Source organism: Flavobacterium sp. 102 (assembly GCF_003634615.1).
Classification (GTDB): Bacteria; Bacteroidota; Bacteroidia; order Flavobacteriales; family Flavobacteriaceae; genus Flavobacterium.
In genome coordinates, this window is the sequence record NZ_RBKX01000001.1 from 3,528,992 (window position 1) to 3,547,910 (window position 18,919).

Genomic DNA, 18,919 nt, shown 5'->3' on the forward strand with positions numbered 1-18,919 from the left:
GCAAAAAACTATTGAAATTCAAAACATTATACGTTAAAGTATTGAATTTACAACAATTCCATTTTTTATGAAACGTGCAAATATATAATTATAGATAAGATTAACCAATATTTTCATGATTAATATCAAAAAAAAGACTGCAAAGTTTGCAGCCTCTTTTTCATCTTACCTTAATATATTATCCCAAATGAGATTTTAAGTCGTTATTCATGTTGCGAACCGCATCGGCACTCTTAGCAAATAAAGCTTTTTCAGCGTCATTCAAGTTGATGTCTACGATTTCCTCGATACCGTTTTTACCAATGATACAAGGCACACCGATACAAATATCGCTTTGACCATATTCACCTTCTAAATAGACTGAACACGGAATCATTTTCTTTTGGTCATTCAAAATAGCATCTACCAAATAAGATACCGAAGCACCCGGAGCATACCAAGCTGAAGTCCCTAACAAACCTGTCAAAGTTGCACCACCAACCATAGTGTCAGCGGCTACTTTTTCCAATTCGGCTGTAGACAAAAATTGAGAAACCGGCACACCATTATAAGAAGCCAATCTCGTTAACGGAATCATCGTAGTATCTCCGTGACCGCCGATTACCATTCCTTGAATATCATTTGCAGGTTTGTCAAGCGCCAAAGACAAATACGTTTTAAAACGTGAACTGTCTAAAGTACCACCCATACCAATGATTCTGTTTTTTGGTAAACCCAAAGATTTATAAGTCAAATAAGTCATTGTATCCATAGGATTAGACACAATCACAAAAATGGCATTAGGGGAATTTTGCAACAAATTTTCCGCAACAGATTTCACAATCCCGGCGTTAATTCCGATTAACTCTTCACGAGTCATTCCCGGTTTTCTCGGAATTCCTGAGGTAATCACTACCACATCGCTTCCGGCTGTTTTTGAATAATCATTAGTACTTCCAATCACTTTGGTATTAAACCCTAAAGTGGTTTGGGTTTGCATGATGTCTAATGCTTTTCCTTCAGCAAAACCTTCTCTAATATCCACCAACACAATTTCGCTGGCAATTCTTCTGTAAGCAATCGCATCGGCACATGTTGCCCCAACGTTTCCTGCTCCTACAATCGTAACTTTCATTTGTATATTAATTTAATTTCCGCTGCGCTCCAGATTAATTAATTTTTCTTAATCTCAAATGCCTCGGGTGTTGTTTCTTTATTTTTTTTGAAGCTATTCCCGCTATCCGTTGCAATCTTTTTTAGTTTGTCATACTGAGCCTGTCGAAGTACAAACTAAAAAAGGATTTCCACTACTATCGGGGCTAGTTAGGCATCGATTTTAGCGTACACCGCATTTTTCTCAATAAACTCTCTACGTGGCGGTACTTCGTCACCCATTAGCATTGAGAACACTCTATCAGCTTCTGCCAAACTATCAATCGTCACCTGACGCAGCGTTCTGTAACTTGGATCCATGGTAGTTTCCCACAATTGCTCCGCGTTCATTTCACCCAAACCTTTATAACGTTGAATAGCGGCGCTTCCGCCCATTCTTTCGTTGGCCAAATCACGTTGGTCATCGTTCCAAGCGTATTCTTTTTTGTTTCCTTTTTTCACCAAATACAAAGGTGGCGCTGCGATATAAACGTGTCCGCCTTCGATTAGTTCTTTCATAAAACGGAAGAAGAAGGTCAAAATCAAAGTAGAAATGTGACTACCATCGACGTCGGCATCACACATGATGATTACTTTGTGGTAACGCAATTTCTCTAAATTCAATGCTTTAGAATCTTCCTCGGTACCGATAGTAACTCCTAAAGCCGTGAATATATTTCGAATCTCTTCGTTTTCAAATACTTTGTGATGCATGGCTTTTTCCACGTTCAAAATCTTACCACGCAAAGGTAAAATCGCTTGGAAGTTACGGTCACGACCTTGTTTAGCCGTTCCACCCGCCGAATCTCCCTCGACTAGGTATACCTCACATCTTGCAGGATCTTGTTCTGAACAGTCAGACAATTTTCCCGGTAAACCACCACCGCCTAAAACGGTTTTGCGTTGTACCATTTCACGGGCTTTCTTAGCCGCGTGACGGGCTTGCGCTGCAAGAATGACCTTTTGCACAATGATGCGAGCGTCATTTGGATTTTCTTCCAAATAATTCTCTAGCATTTCCGCTACCGCTTGAGACACCGGAGAAACTACTTCTCGGTTACCCAATTTGGTTTTGGTTTGTCCTTCAAACTGCGGCTCTTGTACTTTTACCGAAATAATCGCAGTCAATCCTTCACGGAAGTCATCACCCGAAATTTCGAATTTTAATTTCTCCAACAAACCGGAAGCGTCCGCATACTTTTTCAACGTACGAGTCAATCCCATACGGAAACCTTGCAAGTGCGTTCCACCTTCATGCGTGTTGATATTATTCACATAAGAGAAAATATTCTCCGCATAACTTTCGTTGTAAATTAAAGCCACTTCCACCGGAATTTCACCTTTTTCATGCTCCATGCTAATTACATGGCTGATGATTGGAATACGGTTCCCATCAAGAAAACGAACGAACTCTTTTAATCCTTCTTGTGAATGAAAAACTTCACCTTCGAAATCGCCATTCTCTTTAGTATGTCTTCTGTCAGTAAGCGTAATGGTTATACCTTTGTTCAAAAACGAAAGCTCACGCATACGTCCGGCCAAAGTATCATAAGAATACTCTAATGTTTGAGTAAATATAGTAGCATCCGGCTTGAAAGTAACTGTTGTCCCTCTTTTAGTAGTTTCACCAATTTGCTTCACAGGATACATTGATTTTCCTCTTTCATATTCTTGCTCATACACTTTCCCATCACGGAAAACTGTAGCACGCAAATGATCAGAAAGAGCATTCACACAGGAAACACCAACACCGTGTAAACCTCCTGAAACCTTATACGAATCTTTATCAAATTTTCCTCCGGCTCCGATTTTGGTCATTACAACCTCCAAAGCCGACACGCCTTCTTTTTTGTGCATGTCAACCGGAATTCCACGACCGTTATCTTCAACGGTAACAGAATTATCTTCATTAATAATTACACTAATGGTATCACAATGTCCAGCTAAAGCCTCATCAATCGAGTTGTCTACCACTTCGTAAACCAAGTGATGCAAACCTCTGACTCCGGTATCTCCAATATACATGGAAGGACGCATTCTTACGTGCTCCATTCCTTCTAACGCCTGAATACTATCAGCTGAATAATTGTTCTTTTTAATCTCGTCGCTCATATAATTTTATCGTAAAAAATGTAATTTTTGTCTAACACGCAAATATATAAAAACGCATAGGATTTCCTACTGTAAAAAGGGTTTAAAAGGGTTAAGTTATTAACATTTTTGGCATGATTTCAACAAAAAAACGCCCGCCAAAAATGACGGACGTTCTTTAACAAACAAACTAAACTTCAATCTAAACTCAAACGCTAACGTTTGGTTTTGCTATTTCAACATCTGCTTGGACGTGCGCTGAATTCGCTCTTCCGCTTGGATCTTGATTCTCTTGCCATTTTGGTATCCATTTGCGAACGGTTTGTGCCGCACTGACCTGTGGATAATATTTATGGAAAATTGTTCTGTAAAAATAAGCTTCTTTCGTTGCCGGTGAATTGTAAGGAAAAAGAGTAGCGGCTTTCTCCATTTGCTCATCGGTTACTTGCGAAGCGCAATAGTCAATTAAAGTGTCAATCCAGTTGTAACCAACACCATCCGAGAATTGTTCTTTTTGACGCCACAAAACTTCATCCGGAAGATAAGGTTGTTCCGGCGTGTCGAATGCTTTTCTTAAGATGTATTTTTCTTTTCCGTCGTAAGTCTTAGGCTGTTTTTCAACGCCTTTGATTTTCATCGCTACATCTAGGAAGGCTTTGTCTAAAAACGGCACTCTCGCTTCTAATCCGTGCGCCATCGTTGATTTATCGGCACGAAGTAAATCGGCTGTAAACAACTTTTGGACTCTTTCGATGGTTTCTTTGGTAAAATCTTCGGTGCTTGGTGCATTTCTAAAGTACAAATATCCTCCGAAAATCTCATCGGCACCTTCGCCCGAAAGCACTACTTTGATACCCAAATCGGTTATCGCTTTTGACAAAAAATACATAGGTGTACTGGCTCTTACCGAAGTAACATCATAGGTTTCCAGATGCCAAATCAATTTATCCAAAATCTCAATACCCTGTTCGATAGTAAAATGAATTTCATGGTGCTTAGTTCCTAAAAATTCAGCCACTTTTCGTGCAGCTTTGGCATCTGGTGCTTCCGCATCCAAACCTATAGAAAAAGAATGCAATTCTTTCCCTTTTTCTTTTAATAAACGAGCTGCAATTGACGAAGTTAAGGAAGAATCTAATCCTCCAGAAAGCAATACACCAATGGGCACATCACTCATCAATCTTTTGCGAGTAGCTTCCGTTAATGATTCTCTTAAAGCAGTATAATCAACCTCAGCATCGCATGTTGTATAATCTTCGTATTCCGGCGTATAATATTTTACAAAACCGGTTTCTGCGGTATAATAATGTCCCGGTGGAAAGGTAGAAAATGTTTTACATTGGTCGGCTATCGGCTTCATTTCGGAAGCAAAATACATTCTGCCTCTTTCATCCACGCCATAATATAAAGGTTTCACTCCTAGTGGATCACGACCGGCAATATAATCATCACCATCAATCACTACAAAAGCAAAATCGCCATCTAATAAGTGTACAAAATCGTAGCCCAACTTCTCATACAAATGAACAATAACCTCTGAATCTGATTTGGAACGGAACACATGGTCTTTCAAAATCGTATCTCTTAACTCTTGGTGATTGTAGATTTCGCCATTGTGGACCATCCAAGCGGTATCACAACCTTGAATAGGCTGTCTGCCTGAATGCAGATCAATAATTGACAAACGTTCGTGGCTTAAAATGTGTCCGTTTTCGGTAACATGGATATCACTCTCATCCGGTCCGCGATGCGACATTCTTTTGGAAAGTTGTTTCACCAATTGCTCATCTTTTCCTTTTCCTATAATGGCTAATATTCCGCACATAATCTTTTCTTTTAATTCTAAATTTGTTTATTTGATAAAGCAAAAATGCTATATTCGTTTTAATACAAAAACAAAAAACAAACAATTGATTATAATTTGTAACTAAAAAAAGAAATAAAGATTAATTACGAAAGTGAATCTACAAAAAAGAGAGTCTTTAAGTAAGGATTTATAAAAATCAGCTTTTTTTAGTAATGAAGTATTCAAACATTGTAAAAACAATATTCTATATTTGGTCAAAATCAAGTCAACGGTGACGTATTTCATGAACTACACAGACTTTTTAAATAAAACTTCATTAGACAATAGGATAAATTGGGTTGACCAAGTTAAAGGCTTCACCATTTTTTTGGTGGTGTATGGTCATAATTTTCCGTTCAATGAAAAATACATCTATAGCTTTCACATGCCTTTGTTTATTATGGTTGCAGGTTTTTTCCATCCGGCTGTATCCGCTTTGTCCAACATAAAAAAAAGAACAACTTCTATTCTTGTTCCTTACTTTTTGTGGAGTTTTATTTTATTTGCGCTTTGGTTTTTCATTACCCGTAACTATGGTGACAATCTTCTGTACCATCTTTCTCCTCTTAAGAACTTTCTTGGAATATTTTATTCGCAAGGCGGAAGAGATTATATGGATTGGGGAATACCCATGTGGTTTTTGCCTGCTATCTTTATGACTTTCTTGATTTTCCATTGGTTGCGAAAGATCAAAAACGACGCATTGTTTTGTGTTATTTTAGCGCTTATTCCGATTTGCGGTTTTATTTATTCGAGGCTTACTCACATTAATTTACCATGGAGTATTAATATTGCTATGGTGGCTTTAATTTTCTATGCTTTTGGATTTTATGCCTTTCCAAAAATAAATTCAATTGCCAAGAAAACAAGTATTCTCTTGGCGGCAATAATAGGACTGATTCATTTTTTTCTATATGATCACAATCTCAAAATAGACCTGTACCGAGCGGTTTATGGAAACGAATTCTTTTTCATCTTAAATGGTATTTTGGGAAGTTTATTCATATTGTTCTTTTTCAAAGCTTTTCCGGTTTTCCGGTTTTTAGCCTTTATCGGAAAGTTTTCTTTGACTATATTGGCTTTACAGCTTTTGGCTATGACTTTTATCAAAGTAATTCTTCTGTATGTGTTGGGCCAAAACGATTTTAATTTCTCGGAATGGGAACGTTTTTTATATGCTGTTTTGCAAATCATCTTAATGATTCCGGGGTTTTTCATCATCAACAACTATGTACCAATATTAAATGGAGGTTTTAAAAAAATATAAAACACAGCTTCTTTTTCACTTGTTTTTGAATTTTGCCTTTGCCCTATTCATTACGCTTGCTTCCTATTACCATCTTCCGTTGTATTCATTTACTGATTACAGCTTTTACTTTTTCCACTTTTTGGCATTGCAATTTTCAATATTTGGTTTTTTATACTTTTTAAGCTTAAACAAATACCTGTTCCGATTTTTGTTCCCTGTAATATTCATGCTTTTTTCGTGCATCGCTTATTGGGTTTATTTTCAAGACATTGCCATTTCGCATAGTATTATTCAGGTTTCATTGGAAACAAAGGCCGATATTATTTTGGACTTAATCAGTATTCCATTCATACTCTATCTTCTTTCTTCGATAACGATAATATTTTTTATACTGAAGTATTATAACAAGCTAAAAGCAAACCAACTAAAATCACCTTTGACAATATTAGCGGTAATCGCCCTATTCAGTTATTCGTTTGTGGAAAATTATAGATTTGGCACCTTCAACAGAAGATTACCTTATAATGTTATAACGTCTTCCAGAGAGTATTTTGGACAAAACAATCTTATTGTAAAACCAATCAACCAAACTATAAAAGCCAATACTGACAGTTTAAACGTAATATTTATACTTGGTGAAAGTGTTAGAGCAGATCATCTTCAGCTGAATGGTTACCATAGAAAAACAACACCGTTATTAGCCAAAAGAAAAAACATCATCAGCTTTCCGAATGCTTATACGCCTTTAACTTATACCGCGATTAGTGTTCCACAAATACTAACCAATGCAACACTTACCGATGATTACAGTCAGCCCAAATATTCTTTAATAGATGTTCTGAACCACGCCAAAATACAAACGAATTGGATTGGAAATCAAACACCAGAAAAAAGCTATGAAATATTTATTGAGCAATCGGGATATCAAAAAATCATTGATCCGTTACATTCCGAATTGAGTTTTCAGAAAGATTATGACGATAAAATGCTTCCGGTTTTCAAAACCATTTTTAAACCCAATCAAAGCCAATTTACAACCTTACACATGATGGGAAGCCATTGGTGGTATGAAACGAGATATCCTGATGTATTCAGAAAATTTCAACCCGCTATCAAAAGTAAACACATTCCTTCAAACACCAAAGAAGAAATGATAAACTCTTATGACAACACAATTTTATACCTTGATTTTTTTATTGATCAAGTGATTGAACATGCCGAAAAGCAAAATTCAAACACCTTGATTATTTACTTGGCTGACCACGGAGAAATTTTAGGCGAAGACAATTTGTGGCTACACGCACAATCCGGAAAAGCCAGCGAGAATCCGGCGATGCTTATTTGGTATTCTGAGAGTTTTAAAGAAAAATATCCCGAAACTATTTCCAAGTTGAAACTAAAACAAAACGAAAAAACCGACTTGGATTTCTTTTTCCACAGCATTTTGGATGTATACAAAATTGAAGGCATTGAATACAATAAGAAAAAAGTAATTTTTTAAATCTGTCTATTCAACCGTTTCTATAAGATAAGGTTTCCCATTCATATCAAACTCAAATCCGATTGAATTTCCCATCAATTTACTACCTAAAGGTGATTGTGGTGAAAGTGCAAAAACCGTTTTACTATCGATAGTTATTTTAGGCAAAGCGACACTGATAAAAAGCAACATACCATTGGCTTGCACTAAACTTCCCAAAGCTACTTTTTGATGTCTGGCAGCAGCATCAATTTTTTCAAGAACTACTTTCTGTTCGAGAATTTCTTTGAGTTTGTGATTCAGTTTTTCCTGTTCCAAATGCATCATCGATAATGCAGTTTCGTGCTTATCGCCTGCCGAACCTTTGGCATCATTTTGCGCATCAATCGTCAAACCGGAAATCATGTCTTGAAAAACATCAATTCGGTCTTGGATTAATTCTTTGTAACGAAGAAGGATTTGTTGTTTAAAAGTCATTTGTTTTAACCGCAAAGGTCACAAAGTTTTTCGCAGAGTTCGCTAAGAAACCCTTTTAAACACTTTGCGTGCTTCGCGGTTCCTCAGCGAACTTTGCGGTTGAATAGATTAAAAGTCGAATTTATAACTCGCACCACCAAGCACTTGCAATCCTTGCACCGGATAGTTTAACCAACGTTGGTAATCTTGGTTAGCTAAGTTATTTCCTTTTAAGAAAAAGGTCAAACGCTCGCTGTATTTGAATCCAACATGTGCATTTAAATCGAAATAACTATCCAAAGTTACATTCTGAATTGGATAATCAATCAACAACGAACTGCGGATAAATTGGTCTTTTCTTTCTCCAACAAAAAACAAGCTGGTTCCGGCGTACCATTTTGGCGTAATATTGACATCCAAATTAGCACCTACTTTTATTCCCGGTAAATTCCAAGCTTCACCTTGTGCATCCATCGTGTAGCTGTTGAAAGTACCGTTTATCCCAAAAGTTACATTTTTAGAGAAATCCGCTTTCAGTTCCCCAAAGAAACTAATGGTTTTTACGTTGTCATACAATACATTGAAGGAATTTCCAAAAGTATAACCGTCTGTGTTCGGATTATTTTCGTCGTAACCATAGCTTTTGAATAATGGTTTGTTTTCTTCACTCAAATAAGAACCACGAACATTATAACTCACGCTATTGGCTAATTTTCCTTTTAAACCAACATACACATCAAACTTCTGATCCGTTGGCGCAACACCTAATGTTGGTGCCACAAAGAAGTTTTCCTGTACAAAATCGTGATAAGAGTTTTGTTTCAATGCACCTTCAATTCCGGCATAAAAAATCATTAAATCACCAACAACTCTATACGAACCGGTAACTTGCGGATAGATAAAGAATTTGCTTTCTCCTTCTTCTTGCGCAGCACTGTAAAAGAAACCTACTCCGGCATTAATCGTCAAATCATCTTTTTGGATTTTAACACTAGGTTGAAAACCAACATTGGTAAAACCATATTTATAACTTGGATTTCCTGAAATGTCTTGATCAAAAGAACCACTGATGTAATCTAAGATGAAGTCGGCTTTAATTTTTTGCTCTACAATATCAAATTCTAAGGATGGCTTGGCTACAAAACGATTTTCCGCTGATCCAAAAGCATCCCAAAAACGACTGAATTTAATTGAACTTTCTTTTAAAACACTACTCAATCCTAATCTTCCACCAACATATAATGTATGGTAAGTTTGTTGTTCATCAATGGTTTCAATCGTTGCATCCGAAAAAACTCCCGGTGGAATTCCATACCAATTGTAAATTTGGTTTTTATACCCTAAATCGGCATTCCAAGTCATGGCTTTGGTTCGGCTTCCGTAGGTCAAATCTAAAGCCGTGTTCATGAATTTATCGTCTAAAATGACATTATCAATTCCACCTTGAGACGAACTGTGACGCAACATACCACCGAAATAATCGGTATTGCTTACGTTTTCCGTAACGAACAATTCAACATTGGCTGTGCCGTAATTTCCGGCAGCTAATGTCAAATAATTACTAAAGATTTTCTCTTCAGGCGATTTGTCAACATTGGCTGCTTTTCCTTTAGAAGGTGCAAAAGTAGAAGCTACCGGAAAAGAAAAAATGTTGTACTTGATGTTTTCTTTTTTTAAGGTTTCTTCGTCATCCAAAGTTGGCGTTTCCTTTACTTTAAAAGCATCAGAAATTGTTGGCGTATAAGGTTTCACGACGTTTACCACTTCAGTTCCTATATTGTCATCTTTCTTTTGGGCAAAGGAGATTTGGGTCAAAAAGAGAACGGCTACTATATATTTTACTTGTTTCATATCTATTTAAAATTTCACAGAGGTTCACTAAGAAGCTCAAAGATTCACAGAGATTTAATCGGTTATTGAGGAATTCGTTTTGGCCGCTTCGCCTTTGATTATGTCCAATTCGGTTTGCGCTTCCGCTACGATATCGGCATAGGAAGCAAAATTTTTAATTACACTATCCAAGATAGATGTTGCGCTGAAATTGTCTTTTAATTGGTAATAGTTTTTCGCCATTACAATCAAACCTTTAGCACCAAAATATTTATAACCTGAATAATCTTTGGCTAATTTTTGAACTGTTTTATTCGAATCTTCATATTTACCGTCTTTGTTTTTGAAATAGGCTTCATAATACAATGCTTCGGCGGCTAGTTCTCCTTTGGCAATAGTTAATAGTTTGGCGTAAGCCACACGAGCTTTAGCTTCATCATTCACTTGAATCGCCGCACGAGCAACAATAATTTGCGCATCACTCTTAACTTTATTATCTGTTTTTGGATTAGCCAAAACCTTGTCAGCATAAACTACAGCATTAGCATAATCTTTTTGTTCATAATAAGCACGCATCAAATTGGCTTGTGCAAAAGTTACGTTTTGAGGAAAATCAGCTTCTGCTTCTAAGCGTTTCAAGACCGGAGAAGCTTTGGTGTAATCGTTTTTCTTTAAATGAATTTCGGCCAAACGCGCTAACGATTGTTCGGTAAATTCGTTTCTCTGTTTGTTGATTACGTATTCATAATTGGCCACCGAATTACCTTCCAAACCATCAGCATAATAAGATTGCGCCAAATAGAAATTGGCCTTCAACGCGTGAATTCCGTTTGGAAATTTAGACACATAACCGCTCAAACTCGAGATCGCTTGCTTGGTATTGTTTTGCAAATATTGTTTTTCTGCAGCTTCATAAGTATCATTATCCAATTCGGCATCAGTTACTTCTACGAAATCCAAAGTTCTTACCCAAGAGGCATATTCGTCTACTTTTCCGTTGTCCATATAAATCAAACGCGCAGTAGAAACTGCTTCTAATGCTTCCGGAGATTTTGGATAATCGGCCGCTACTTTTTTGAATTTAGCCAAAGCCAATTCATCTTTTTGTGCATTATAATAAACCAATCCTTGACGCAAAACTGCTTTCGAAGCAAACGAGCCGTTTTTGAATTCGCTCAACAATTGGTCATAAGTTTTTACAGCCAAATCGGTTTTTCCTTCGGCTACATACGTATTCCCTAACTCAAACAAAGCGTCATCACGGAATTTTGAGGTTTTGAAATTTTGCAAGAACTTATTGAAGTCTTCAATTTTCTTATCATTTCGCGAAACGAAACCATAACTCAAGGCTTTTTGGAACGCTGCATAATCGGCGTCAATGCCTTTCATTTCGATGGCTTTGTTGTAAGCATCCATGGCAGGCCAATATTTAGAAGTCACGAATCGGGAATCGCCTAAACGCAAATACGCGTCATTCAAACGCACTTTATCGTCTTTGTTTCCGTCAATGAAATTTTGGAAATAATTTCCGGCTTGTTCGTATTCCTTTTGCTTGAAATAAGCGTAAGCGATGTTGTAATTGATGTTTTTATGTTCCGGTGTTTCTTTGGCGGAAGCATAAGCTACAAATTGTTTGAAACTCAACAAAGCTTCATTGAAATTGTCTAAAACATATTCGGTTTCGCCTTTCCAGAAAGTCGCTCTGGCAGTGAACTTTTCATTTTTTGGCGTCGCAATTGACTTTTTAAACATGCCTAAAGCACCTTTATAATCGCCATCCGTATACAATTCAATCCCGCGATAGAAAGTTACTTTTTGATAAGCCGGCTTGTTTTCGACGGTATTGTTTTTTTCCAATAACGTCAACGCATCTTTATAATTTTTCGAAGTGATATACGAATTGATTAACAAATTTTCGATTTCAACTTTGCTGGTCGAATTCGGATATTTGGTCAAAAACGCCGACAATACATCCGGAACCGATTGGTAGGAGTTTCCGATTTCGTAACTCAATTTGGCGTAATTTAAATTGGCATCTTCCTGAATTTGTTTGTCAAAATCCATTTCAGAAGCACTTTTAAAAGCGTTCAATGCTTGTTGTTTTTTATCGGTTTTGAAATAACATTCACCCAAGTGATAATAGCCATTTTGAGCTACCGAATCTTTTCCTTCAATGATTTTATTGAATTGCAAAATCGCATTTTCATAGTCTTTTTGCATGTAGTAAGTGTAACCTAATTGGTAATAATCAGTGTTACTCCATTTGCCTTTTTTGCCTCGGTATTCTTTTAAATAAGGCAATGCTTTGTCATATTGTTTCAAATTGAAATGACTTTCGCCTATGATTTTATTCAATTCAGATTTTTCGGAAGCGTTTGAATTGGGCATTGCAGTCAAACCGGCTTGAATGGCTTGCTCAAATTCACCGGCTTTAAAATGCATGTCGGCTTTGAAATAAGACAATTTCTCTTTGTATTTTTCTTCGGTTTCAACTTCTTTGAAATATTTATTCGCTTCTTGGTAATTGTTGCCTTCATATTCCATAAATCCTAAGTAGTAATTGGCTTGTGTTCCGTATTCTTTAGAATTCACGACTTTTTTCAGATACTCAGCGGCTTCTTTTTTGTTTCCGGCTGTAAAATGAGCATAGCCTTTTTGGAACGTAAATTTTTCACTTTGCTCATAAGTTAAAGCACTTTCATCTACTTTATCAAAGTATTGCAGTGCTTGCGGAAATTTACCTTGTTCAAAATAATATTGGGCTACTTCAATGTAAGCTTGATTTTGTTTCGAACTCGTTGGATAATCAGCAACGAATTTTTCCATCAACTCATCGGCATTGCTTTGATTTAAATGAATAGCACAATTGGCGATATAATAAGCACAGTCGGATTGAACATCTTCTGCTCTGCTGTCTTGCTTTACTCTTTCGAAAAGAATTTGGGCCGATTGGTACTGCTTGTCTTTGTACAATAAAATAGCCTTGTCGAAATCGGATAAATTATGGGTATAAATAGCAGATTGTTGGGCTGACATCGTTGAAATTCCTGCAACAGTCAGTAGAAAACATAACATTAAAACTCTACGCATGGTCTTTATTTTTACTTATCCAAAAATATTACTCTATACACTATAACGTGAAAACTATACCATTTATTATAAACATTCTTTTAAACAATTTCTTTTGAGGAAAAGATAAGAGAAGATGAGACAAAAAGAGGAGAGACATTCTATTTGAAATGAGTCTATTATCTATCCGTCTATCATCTATTATCTGAATTAGAAAAATATATTTTGAATACAAGCCTTATCTTTATTACTTTTACCACATAAACCAAATTACTCATGTCACAAACAGTTTTATCTTTAAAAAACGTTACTATTTATCAGGAAAAGAAAGTGATTTTATCACAAGTTAACCTTGAAGTAAAAGAAGGCGAATTCCTTTATATCATTGGTAAAACAGGTACGGGTAAAAGTAGTTTTATGAAAACTTTATACGGAGATTTGCCTTTGACTGAAGGTTCCGGAACTATTGTGGGCTATGATTTGGTGAACTTAAAGGAAAATGACATTCCGTTTTTGAGAAGAAAGATTGGGATTGTTTTTCAGGACTTTCAATTATTGCACGATAGAAGCGTAAACAAAAACATGTTGTTCGTTTTAAAAGCTACCGGTTGGAGTGATGAAAAAGCGATGCAAGACAAAATCGACGAAGTTTTAGAAAAAGTTGGTTTAAAAGGAATTGCCAACAAAATGCCGCACCAACTTTCGGGCGGAGAACAACAAAGAGTAGCGATTGCGAGAGCATTATTGAACGATCCGGAATTAATCCTAGCAGATGAACCAACGGGAAATTTAGACCCGCAAACCAGCGCGGAAGTTTTGGCTGTATTGAAAAAAATCAACGAAAATGGTAAAACCGTAATTATGGCCACACACGATTATGCGGTGATTATGAAATTTCCATCGAAAACGTTGAAATGTGAAGACAATACTATTTTTGAAGTCGTTCAGAAGACGGTTTAATCCCATTCACATCGGTTAAAAACTTAGCCAATAGCAAAATTACAAACGGAAAAGTCACGAGGTGAAACCTATCACCTTGACCACACGAAACTCCTGAAAGCACAATAATATAAGTAATAAAAAACGCTATAAAAAAGTACAGACGTTCTTTTTTGTAGTACTTGAATAAAAAGTAGGCGGAAAGCAATATCGCCAGCAAAGTAAAGATTCTGTTTTGCCATTTGGTCACCTCAAAAACTAACGATTTCCAAAACGAAAAGTTATCTTTATTCTCATGATTTATCAAATTTTCAATGCAAACATTTCCGGTTATTGAATTATCGAGCACATCATCAAAATAGGCTTTTATCAAATTCGGAAAATTGTTTTTAACTTGGTCTTTAAGATCTTCCGTTGCCACTTTCTTTTGGTCAGTAAAATTCAGACCAAACAAATATTCTCCTCTCGGATTGTTCCTTCCAATGTATTCCTGCCCGTTTTCATAACATTTCGCTTTAGTACAAAGATAATTGTGATAGGTCACACCGTCAATGTAGCTGATGGTAAAATCGCCATACTGCGCACGCATTCCCACAACTTGAATGGTAATCATCAATAGACTTCCATACACGAAAATCATGCTTTTTGACTTGTAGTTTCTAAAAACTTCTTTGATAAAAAACAGTGTAATTATAATTGCAAAAAACTTAGCGCCCGGTTTGACCAACATACTCGACAATACTAAAGCCAAAGCCAATGACAGATACCAAAACTTCTTGGTTTTATAATATTGGAACAATAAATAAAAGGCCAACATGATGAAAAAAACAAAAATGTTTTCGGTCAAAATGTGAAAATTCCAAATGATATTTCCCAAGAAAAAAAAAGGAAAAATCGCAAACACAAAAGCCACTTTTTCTTTGACAAAATACTTCGCAATTTCAAATAGAAGTATCGAAGTGCCTAACCAACAAAAAACATTGACCAACAAACTCCATTGAAAAATTCCGGCATCTGAACTTCCGAATAAATACGGAAATCCGGTAATAAAAGCCATCACCATCGGTCGGTAATAATGACCTGTGAATTTATGATACATCTTTTGGGCCGATTCCAAATAGTTCTCACAATCGGGATAAACTTTGGTTTGCAGGTCTAATTGCAAAAGAAAGTTTAAGGTTTCCAAACAAAACAAACCCACAATAATAATAAGGAAATGATAACGGTATTTTTTCCAAAAGGAAGTCAAACTATTCTTATTTGTTGTCAACATACTGATTTTATTTGAATTCTATTGTAAATCTACAGTAAAAAATATACCTAAATTTGAAGGGTTATACAACTAAAATTTACAATTAAAAATAGCTGAACGAAAATCCATGTAAATTAAGATTTACTAAATCAATTCGGTTCATAGTGCAAATATTACCAAAAAATATATTTCTTTGTAAAGGTATTATTAAATTCCGCTTTTGTAAATGATTTCAATCCTTATTCCAACATACAACTTCAACACTTTACCTTTAGTACAGGAATTGCACAATCAAATCCTTTTGGAAAATATCGAATTTGAAATCATCGTTCAAGATGATGCTTCTCCGGTCAACGAAAATACGGAAATCAACTCAAAGATAAACCAACTGAAAAACTGTCGTTTTGAGCGCAATGAAACCAATTTAGGTCGTGGACAAAACAGAAATGCCTTGGTAGCGAAAGCCCAATATGATTGGATTTTATTAATGGATTGCGACATGTTTCCCAAGAGTAAAAACTTCATCAAAATTTATTTAAAAAGCATTAGTAAAAAAGACAAACAAGCCGTTTTTGGAGGTATTATTTATTTTGATGAAAAACCTAAAGATAATGAAGTCCTGAGATGGGTTTTTGGCAAAAACAGAGAAGAAATTCCGTTAAAAAAAAGATTGACAAATCCTTATCATTATACTTTAATCTCGAATATTTTAGTCCAAAAAAAATGGGTAATGGCACATCCTTTTGACAATAACATTTACAATTATGGTTATGAAGATGTGGTCTTAATTTTAGGCTTTAAAAGTAATAACATTCCCATACACCATATCGAAAATCCGGCCTTTCATCTGAATCTAGAAACATCTTCCGTTTTTTTAGAGAAATCGCATTGTTCTTTGGAGAATTTGAAACACATTATTGACAAGAAAATCATCGAACCCAATGATACTGCTTTGATTAAAATGTATGCTAAACTCGAAAAATTGAAATTGGTAAAAACGACAGCGTTTCTATTCAAAATTTTAAAAAAGTATTTCATTAAAAATTTGCTTTCAAAAAACCCATCCATTTTTATATTTGACGTTTATCGTTTAGGTTATTTTTGCCAATTAAACTCACGCTGATGCCCTATTTTTCAATAGTTATAACGGTTTACAACAAAGAAAACTTTGTAGGCGAAACGCTCGAAAGTGTTTTGAAACAAACGTATACCGACTTTGAAATAATCATTGTTAATGACGGCTCAACAGACAATAGCGAGACTGTTATCCAAACTTTTAAAGACAGTCGTATTCAATATTTTTTTCAAAAAAATGAAGGCGTTGCCAAAGCAAGAAACTTCGGAATTGAAAAAACCCAAGGCGATTATGTTTGCTTTTTAGATGCCGATGATTATTGGAATTCGAATTTTCTGGAAACCATGCATTACTACTGTCAAAAACTTCCCGAACAAAAAGTGTTTGCGTGCGCAATTGAAGTGGAAACAGAGAATAAAACCTTTCCGGCGAATTATTCAATTGACAAAAAAGCAGATTTTGAAATCGTTGATTTTTTTACCGCAAGTCAAAAAGAATGTGTGCTTTGGACATCAAGTTCGGTTTTTCAAAAAAGTGTTTTTGAAAGCGTTGGACACTTTGACACCAATATCAAAAAAGGCGAAGACACTGAGTTATGGATTCGAATTGGCCTTCAATATCCGATTGTATTTCTTTGGCAAATTTTGGCCAAATATGTTTATGACAAAAGCAGTGTTTCCCGCAATCTGACTTACTTTTTTGAACCTTATACTTTTGAAAAATACGCTTTAGAAGAAAAGAAAAATCCAAAACTGAAACAATACTTGGATTTGAACCGATTTTCAGCCGTAATTAAATGCAAATTGAACGGTGATTTTGAAACAGCAAAATTACTTTACAAAGAAATCGATTTGGAAAAAATAGGCTGGAAAAAAGAAATCCTATTGCAATTGCCAAGTCTCTTATTAAAATCCTTGATTAGTTTCAAAAATTTTTTAGCTAAAATAGGTTTGGGAAAATCAGTTTTTAGATAACAAAAAATCGTCGTAATCACGAATATAATCGGCTTCTACAAAAACTTCCGAAGCAATGACCAAACAGACCGAACCTGATGAAAAATTCTCCAGTTCGCGCCAAATGCCATTTGGAATCAACAAACCTTGATTGGGTTTATTCAAAGTGACTTTTCGTTGTTGCTGACCATCATTCAAAACTACCTCAAAACTCCCGCTTAAGGCAACCAAAAACTCCTGCTGGTCTTTGTGCGAATGACCGCCACGTCGGCTGCCACTCGGAATATCATACAAATAATAAACCCGCTTCATTTCAAACGGAATGACGTCATTTTCAATTACGGAAAGGTTGCCACGTGTATCGTGAACTTTAGGAATTTCGATGATTTTGGCGTCGTTTATACTAGTCATTTGCTTTTAATAAATTTTGCCATTGATGGGCAATGGTTGTCAAAGATAAATGTTCTACACTTTTCTGAGCATTATTTTTACAGTTTTGGTATAAATTTTCGTCTTCAATCATCAAATTCATGGCTTCCGCCAAAGCTTTTGGGTTGTGATTTTGTACTAATAATCCGTTAACCTTATTTTTTACAATTTCTCTAGGTCCGGTTTTGCAATCTACTGAAATCACAGGCGTTCCAACGGTTAAAGATTCCACCAAGGACATCGGGAAACCTTCAAAATAACTGGTCAAAACCGTAGCTCTTGCATTTTGAATGTAAGGAACAATATCTTTTTGAAAAGGCAACACTTGAACAAAATCGTTGAGATTTTTGCTTTTGATTTTAGCCAAAATAGCGTCTCTATCAGAACCATCGCCTACTAAAAGCAGACTTACTTTCTTCTCTTGCAATTTTGACATTCCATACGCTTCAATCAACAAAGTAAGGTTCTTGATTTTGTCTTCCAATCTTCCAAAAAAGATAAAATAGCTTTGCGGAATATTAACTGGTTTGTCAAAAACGGTTTCGGTAAAAATAACAGGATTATAAATAGTTGTTGTATTGTTAAAACGATACTTTGCGTTGACTTTTTTTTCGATTTCATTGGAAACAAAGACCAATTGCGTTGCTTTCTGATAAAGATATTTGGCCCAAAAAACAGATTTCGGCAAATACATTTCAATATCCGAACTGTGAATCATGAAATAGGTTTTTCGATTGCCGTAAATCCATTTGGTAAAAATTTCACGCAACAAGACTGGTCGAGAGCGAATGTCTATTATGGTTTCGATTTGGTTTTCTTGCAAATATTGGGCAATAAATTTTCCTTTCTTAATCGCCCTAAAAACACCTTTTTCTTGGGCAAACAATTGTCCTAAATTGACCAATTTGCCTTGATATTCATAATCTACGAAATCCAAAATGATGATATGATGTACTTCATACCCTAAATTGTGCAACATCAATCCTAACAAACTGGCAAAACGCTCAGCGCCGCCAACACCAAGTGAAGCGGAAACTATAGCGATTTTATTGTTGTTTTTCATTTCTTACTTATATTGCAGAGATATTTTTTCAAAACGACATCAATTTTTGTCAGCGT

At 35.7% G+C, this 18,919-nt stretch carries 14 protein-coding genes; 5 read left to right on the plus strand and 9 right to left on the minus strand.

Features of this window, described 5'->3' with window-relative positions; genetic code table 11:
• Positions 1-178: 178 nt before the first annotated feature.
• The 3 genes from mdh to asnB all read right to left on the minus strand — a co-directional run bounded on the left by mdh (position 179) and on the right by asnB (position 5,047).
• The gene (gene mdh / locus C8C84_RS15690) at positions 179-1,114 is read right to left on the minus strand and encodes a malate dehydrogenase (RefSeq protein WP_121314547.1); all 936 of its coding nucleotides are present in this window, start codon (positions 1,112-1,114) and stop codon (positions 179-181) included.
• A gap of 188 nt (positions 1,115-1,302) precedes the next feature.
• Entirely contained in the window at positions 1,303-3,243 is a 1,941-nt protein-coding gene (gene gyrB / locus C8C84_RS15695) for a DNA topoisomerase (ATP-hydrolyzing) subunit B (RefSeq protein WP_121314548.1), read from the minus strand.
• A gap of 187 nt (positions 3,244-3,430) precedes the next feature.
• Positions 3,431-5,047, minus strand: a complete 1,617-nt coding sequence (asnB, locus tag C8C84_RS15700; RefSeq protein WP_121314549.1) for an asparagine synthase B — start codon at positions 5,045-5,047, stop codon at positions 3,431-3,433.
• A 265-nt stretch (positions 5,048-5,312) separates the two neighbouring features.
• On the opposite strand from asnB, the gene C8C84_RS15705 reads away from it, so the two are divergent.
• On the plus strand, positions 5,313-6,335 hold the full coding sequence (locus tag C8C84_RS15705) for an acyltransferase family protein (protein ID WP_121315096.1): 1,023 nt from the start codon (positions 5,313-5,315) through the stop codon (positions 6,333-6,335).
• Positions 6,313-7,818 (plus strand): phosphoethanolamine transferase, encoded by a 1,506-nt coding sequence (locus C8C84_RS15710; RefSeq protein ID WP_121314550.1) that lies wholly within the window; start codon positions 6,313-6,315, stop codon positions 7,816-7,818. Before C8C84_RS15705 ends, C8C84_RS15710 begins: the two co-directional genes overlap by 23 nt.
• Before the next feature lie 6 nt (positions 7,819-7,824).
• Here C8C84_RS15710 and C8C84_RS15715 read toward each other — a convergent pair whose 3' ends face one another.
• The 3 genes from C8C84_RS15715 to C8C84_RS15725 form a co-directional block, all read right to left on the minus strand.
• On the minus strand, positions 7,825-8,274 hold the full coding sequence (locus C8C84_RS15715) for a hypothetical protein (RefSeq protein ID WP_121314551.1): 450 nt from the start codon (positions 8,272-8,274) through the stop codon (positions 7,825-7,827).
• 108 nt (positions 8,275-8,382) lie between these two features.
• Entirely contained in the window at positions 8,383-10,104 is a 1,722-nt protein-coding gene (locus C8C84_RS15720; protein ID WP_121314552.1) for a TonB-dependent receptor, read from the minus strand.
• A gap of 54 nt (positions 10,105-10,158) precedes the next feature.
• Positions 10,159-13,173 (minus strand): tetratricopeptide repeat protein, encoded by a 3,015-nt coding sequence (locus C8C84_RS15725; RefSeq protein WP_121314553.1) that lies wholly within the window; start codon positions 13,171-13,173, stop codon positions 10,159-10,161.
• 255 nt (positions 13,174-13,428) lie between these two features.
• Between C8C84_RS15725 and C8C84_RS15730 the strand changes: the two genes are divergently transcribed.
• A complete protein-coding gene (locus C8C84_RS15730; protein ID WP_121314554.1) occupies positions 13,429-14,112 on the plus strand; it encodes a cell division ATP-binding protein FtsE in 684 nt (227 codons plus the stop codon).
• Here C8C84_RS15730 and C8C84_RS15735 read toward each other — a convergent pair.
• On the minus strand, positions 14,081-15,364 hold the full coding sequence (locus C8C84_RS15735) for a glycosyltransferase family 39 protein (RefSeq protein ID WP_121314555.1): 1,284 nt from the start codon (positions 15,362-15,364) through the stop codon (positions 14,081-14,083). The two genes, C8C84_RS15730 and C8C84_RS15735, sit on opposite strands and share 32 nt — an antisense overlap.
• A 205-nt stretch (positions 15,365-15,569) precedes the next feature.
• On the opposite strand from C8C84_RS15735, the gene C8C84_RS15740 reads away from it, so the two are divergent.
• Positions 15,570-16,466 carry a glycosyltransferase family 2 protein gene (locus tag C8C84_RS15740; protein WP_121314556.1) on the plus strand — a complete coding sequence of 299 codons (897 nt, stop codon included), beginning with the start codon at positions 15,570-15,572 and terminating at the stop codon, positions 16,464-16,466.
• Positions 16,466-17,392, plus strand: coding sequence for a glycosyltransferase family A protein (locus C8C84_RS15745; RefSeq protein WP_121314557.1), 927 nt, complete (start codon positions 16,466-16,468; stop codon positions 17,390-17,392). The genes C8C84_RS15740 and C8C84_RS15745 overlap by 1 nt, the downstream gene beginning before the upstream one ends.
• Here C8C84_RS15745 and C8C84_RS15750 read toward each other — a convergent pair.
• Together C8C84_RS15750 and C8C84_RS15755 are read right to left on the minus strand one after the other, a co-directional pair.
• Positions 17,378-17,782, minus strand: coding sequence for an FdtA/QdtA family cupin domain-containing protein (locus tag C8C84_RS15750; protein WP_121314558.1), 405 nt, complete (start codon positions 17,780-17,782; stop codon positions 17,378-17,380). The two genes, C8C84_RS15745 and C8C84_RS15750, sit on opposite strands and share 15 nt — an antisense overlap.
• Positions 17,775-18,863: a glycosyltransferase gene (locus tag C8C84_RS15755; RefSeq protein WP_121314559.1), complete on the minus strand. Its 1,089-nt coding sequence runs from the start codon at positions 18,861-18,863 to the stop codon at positions 17,775-17,777. The genes C8C84_RS15750 and C8C84_RS15755 overlap by 8 nt, the downstream gene beginning before the upstream one ends.
• Positions 18,864-18,919 lie beyond the last annotated feature (56 nt).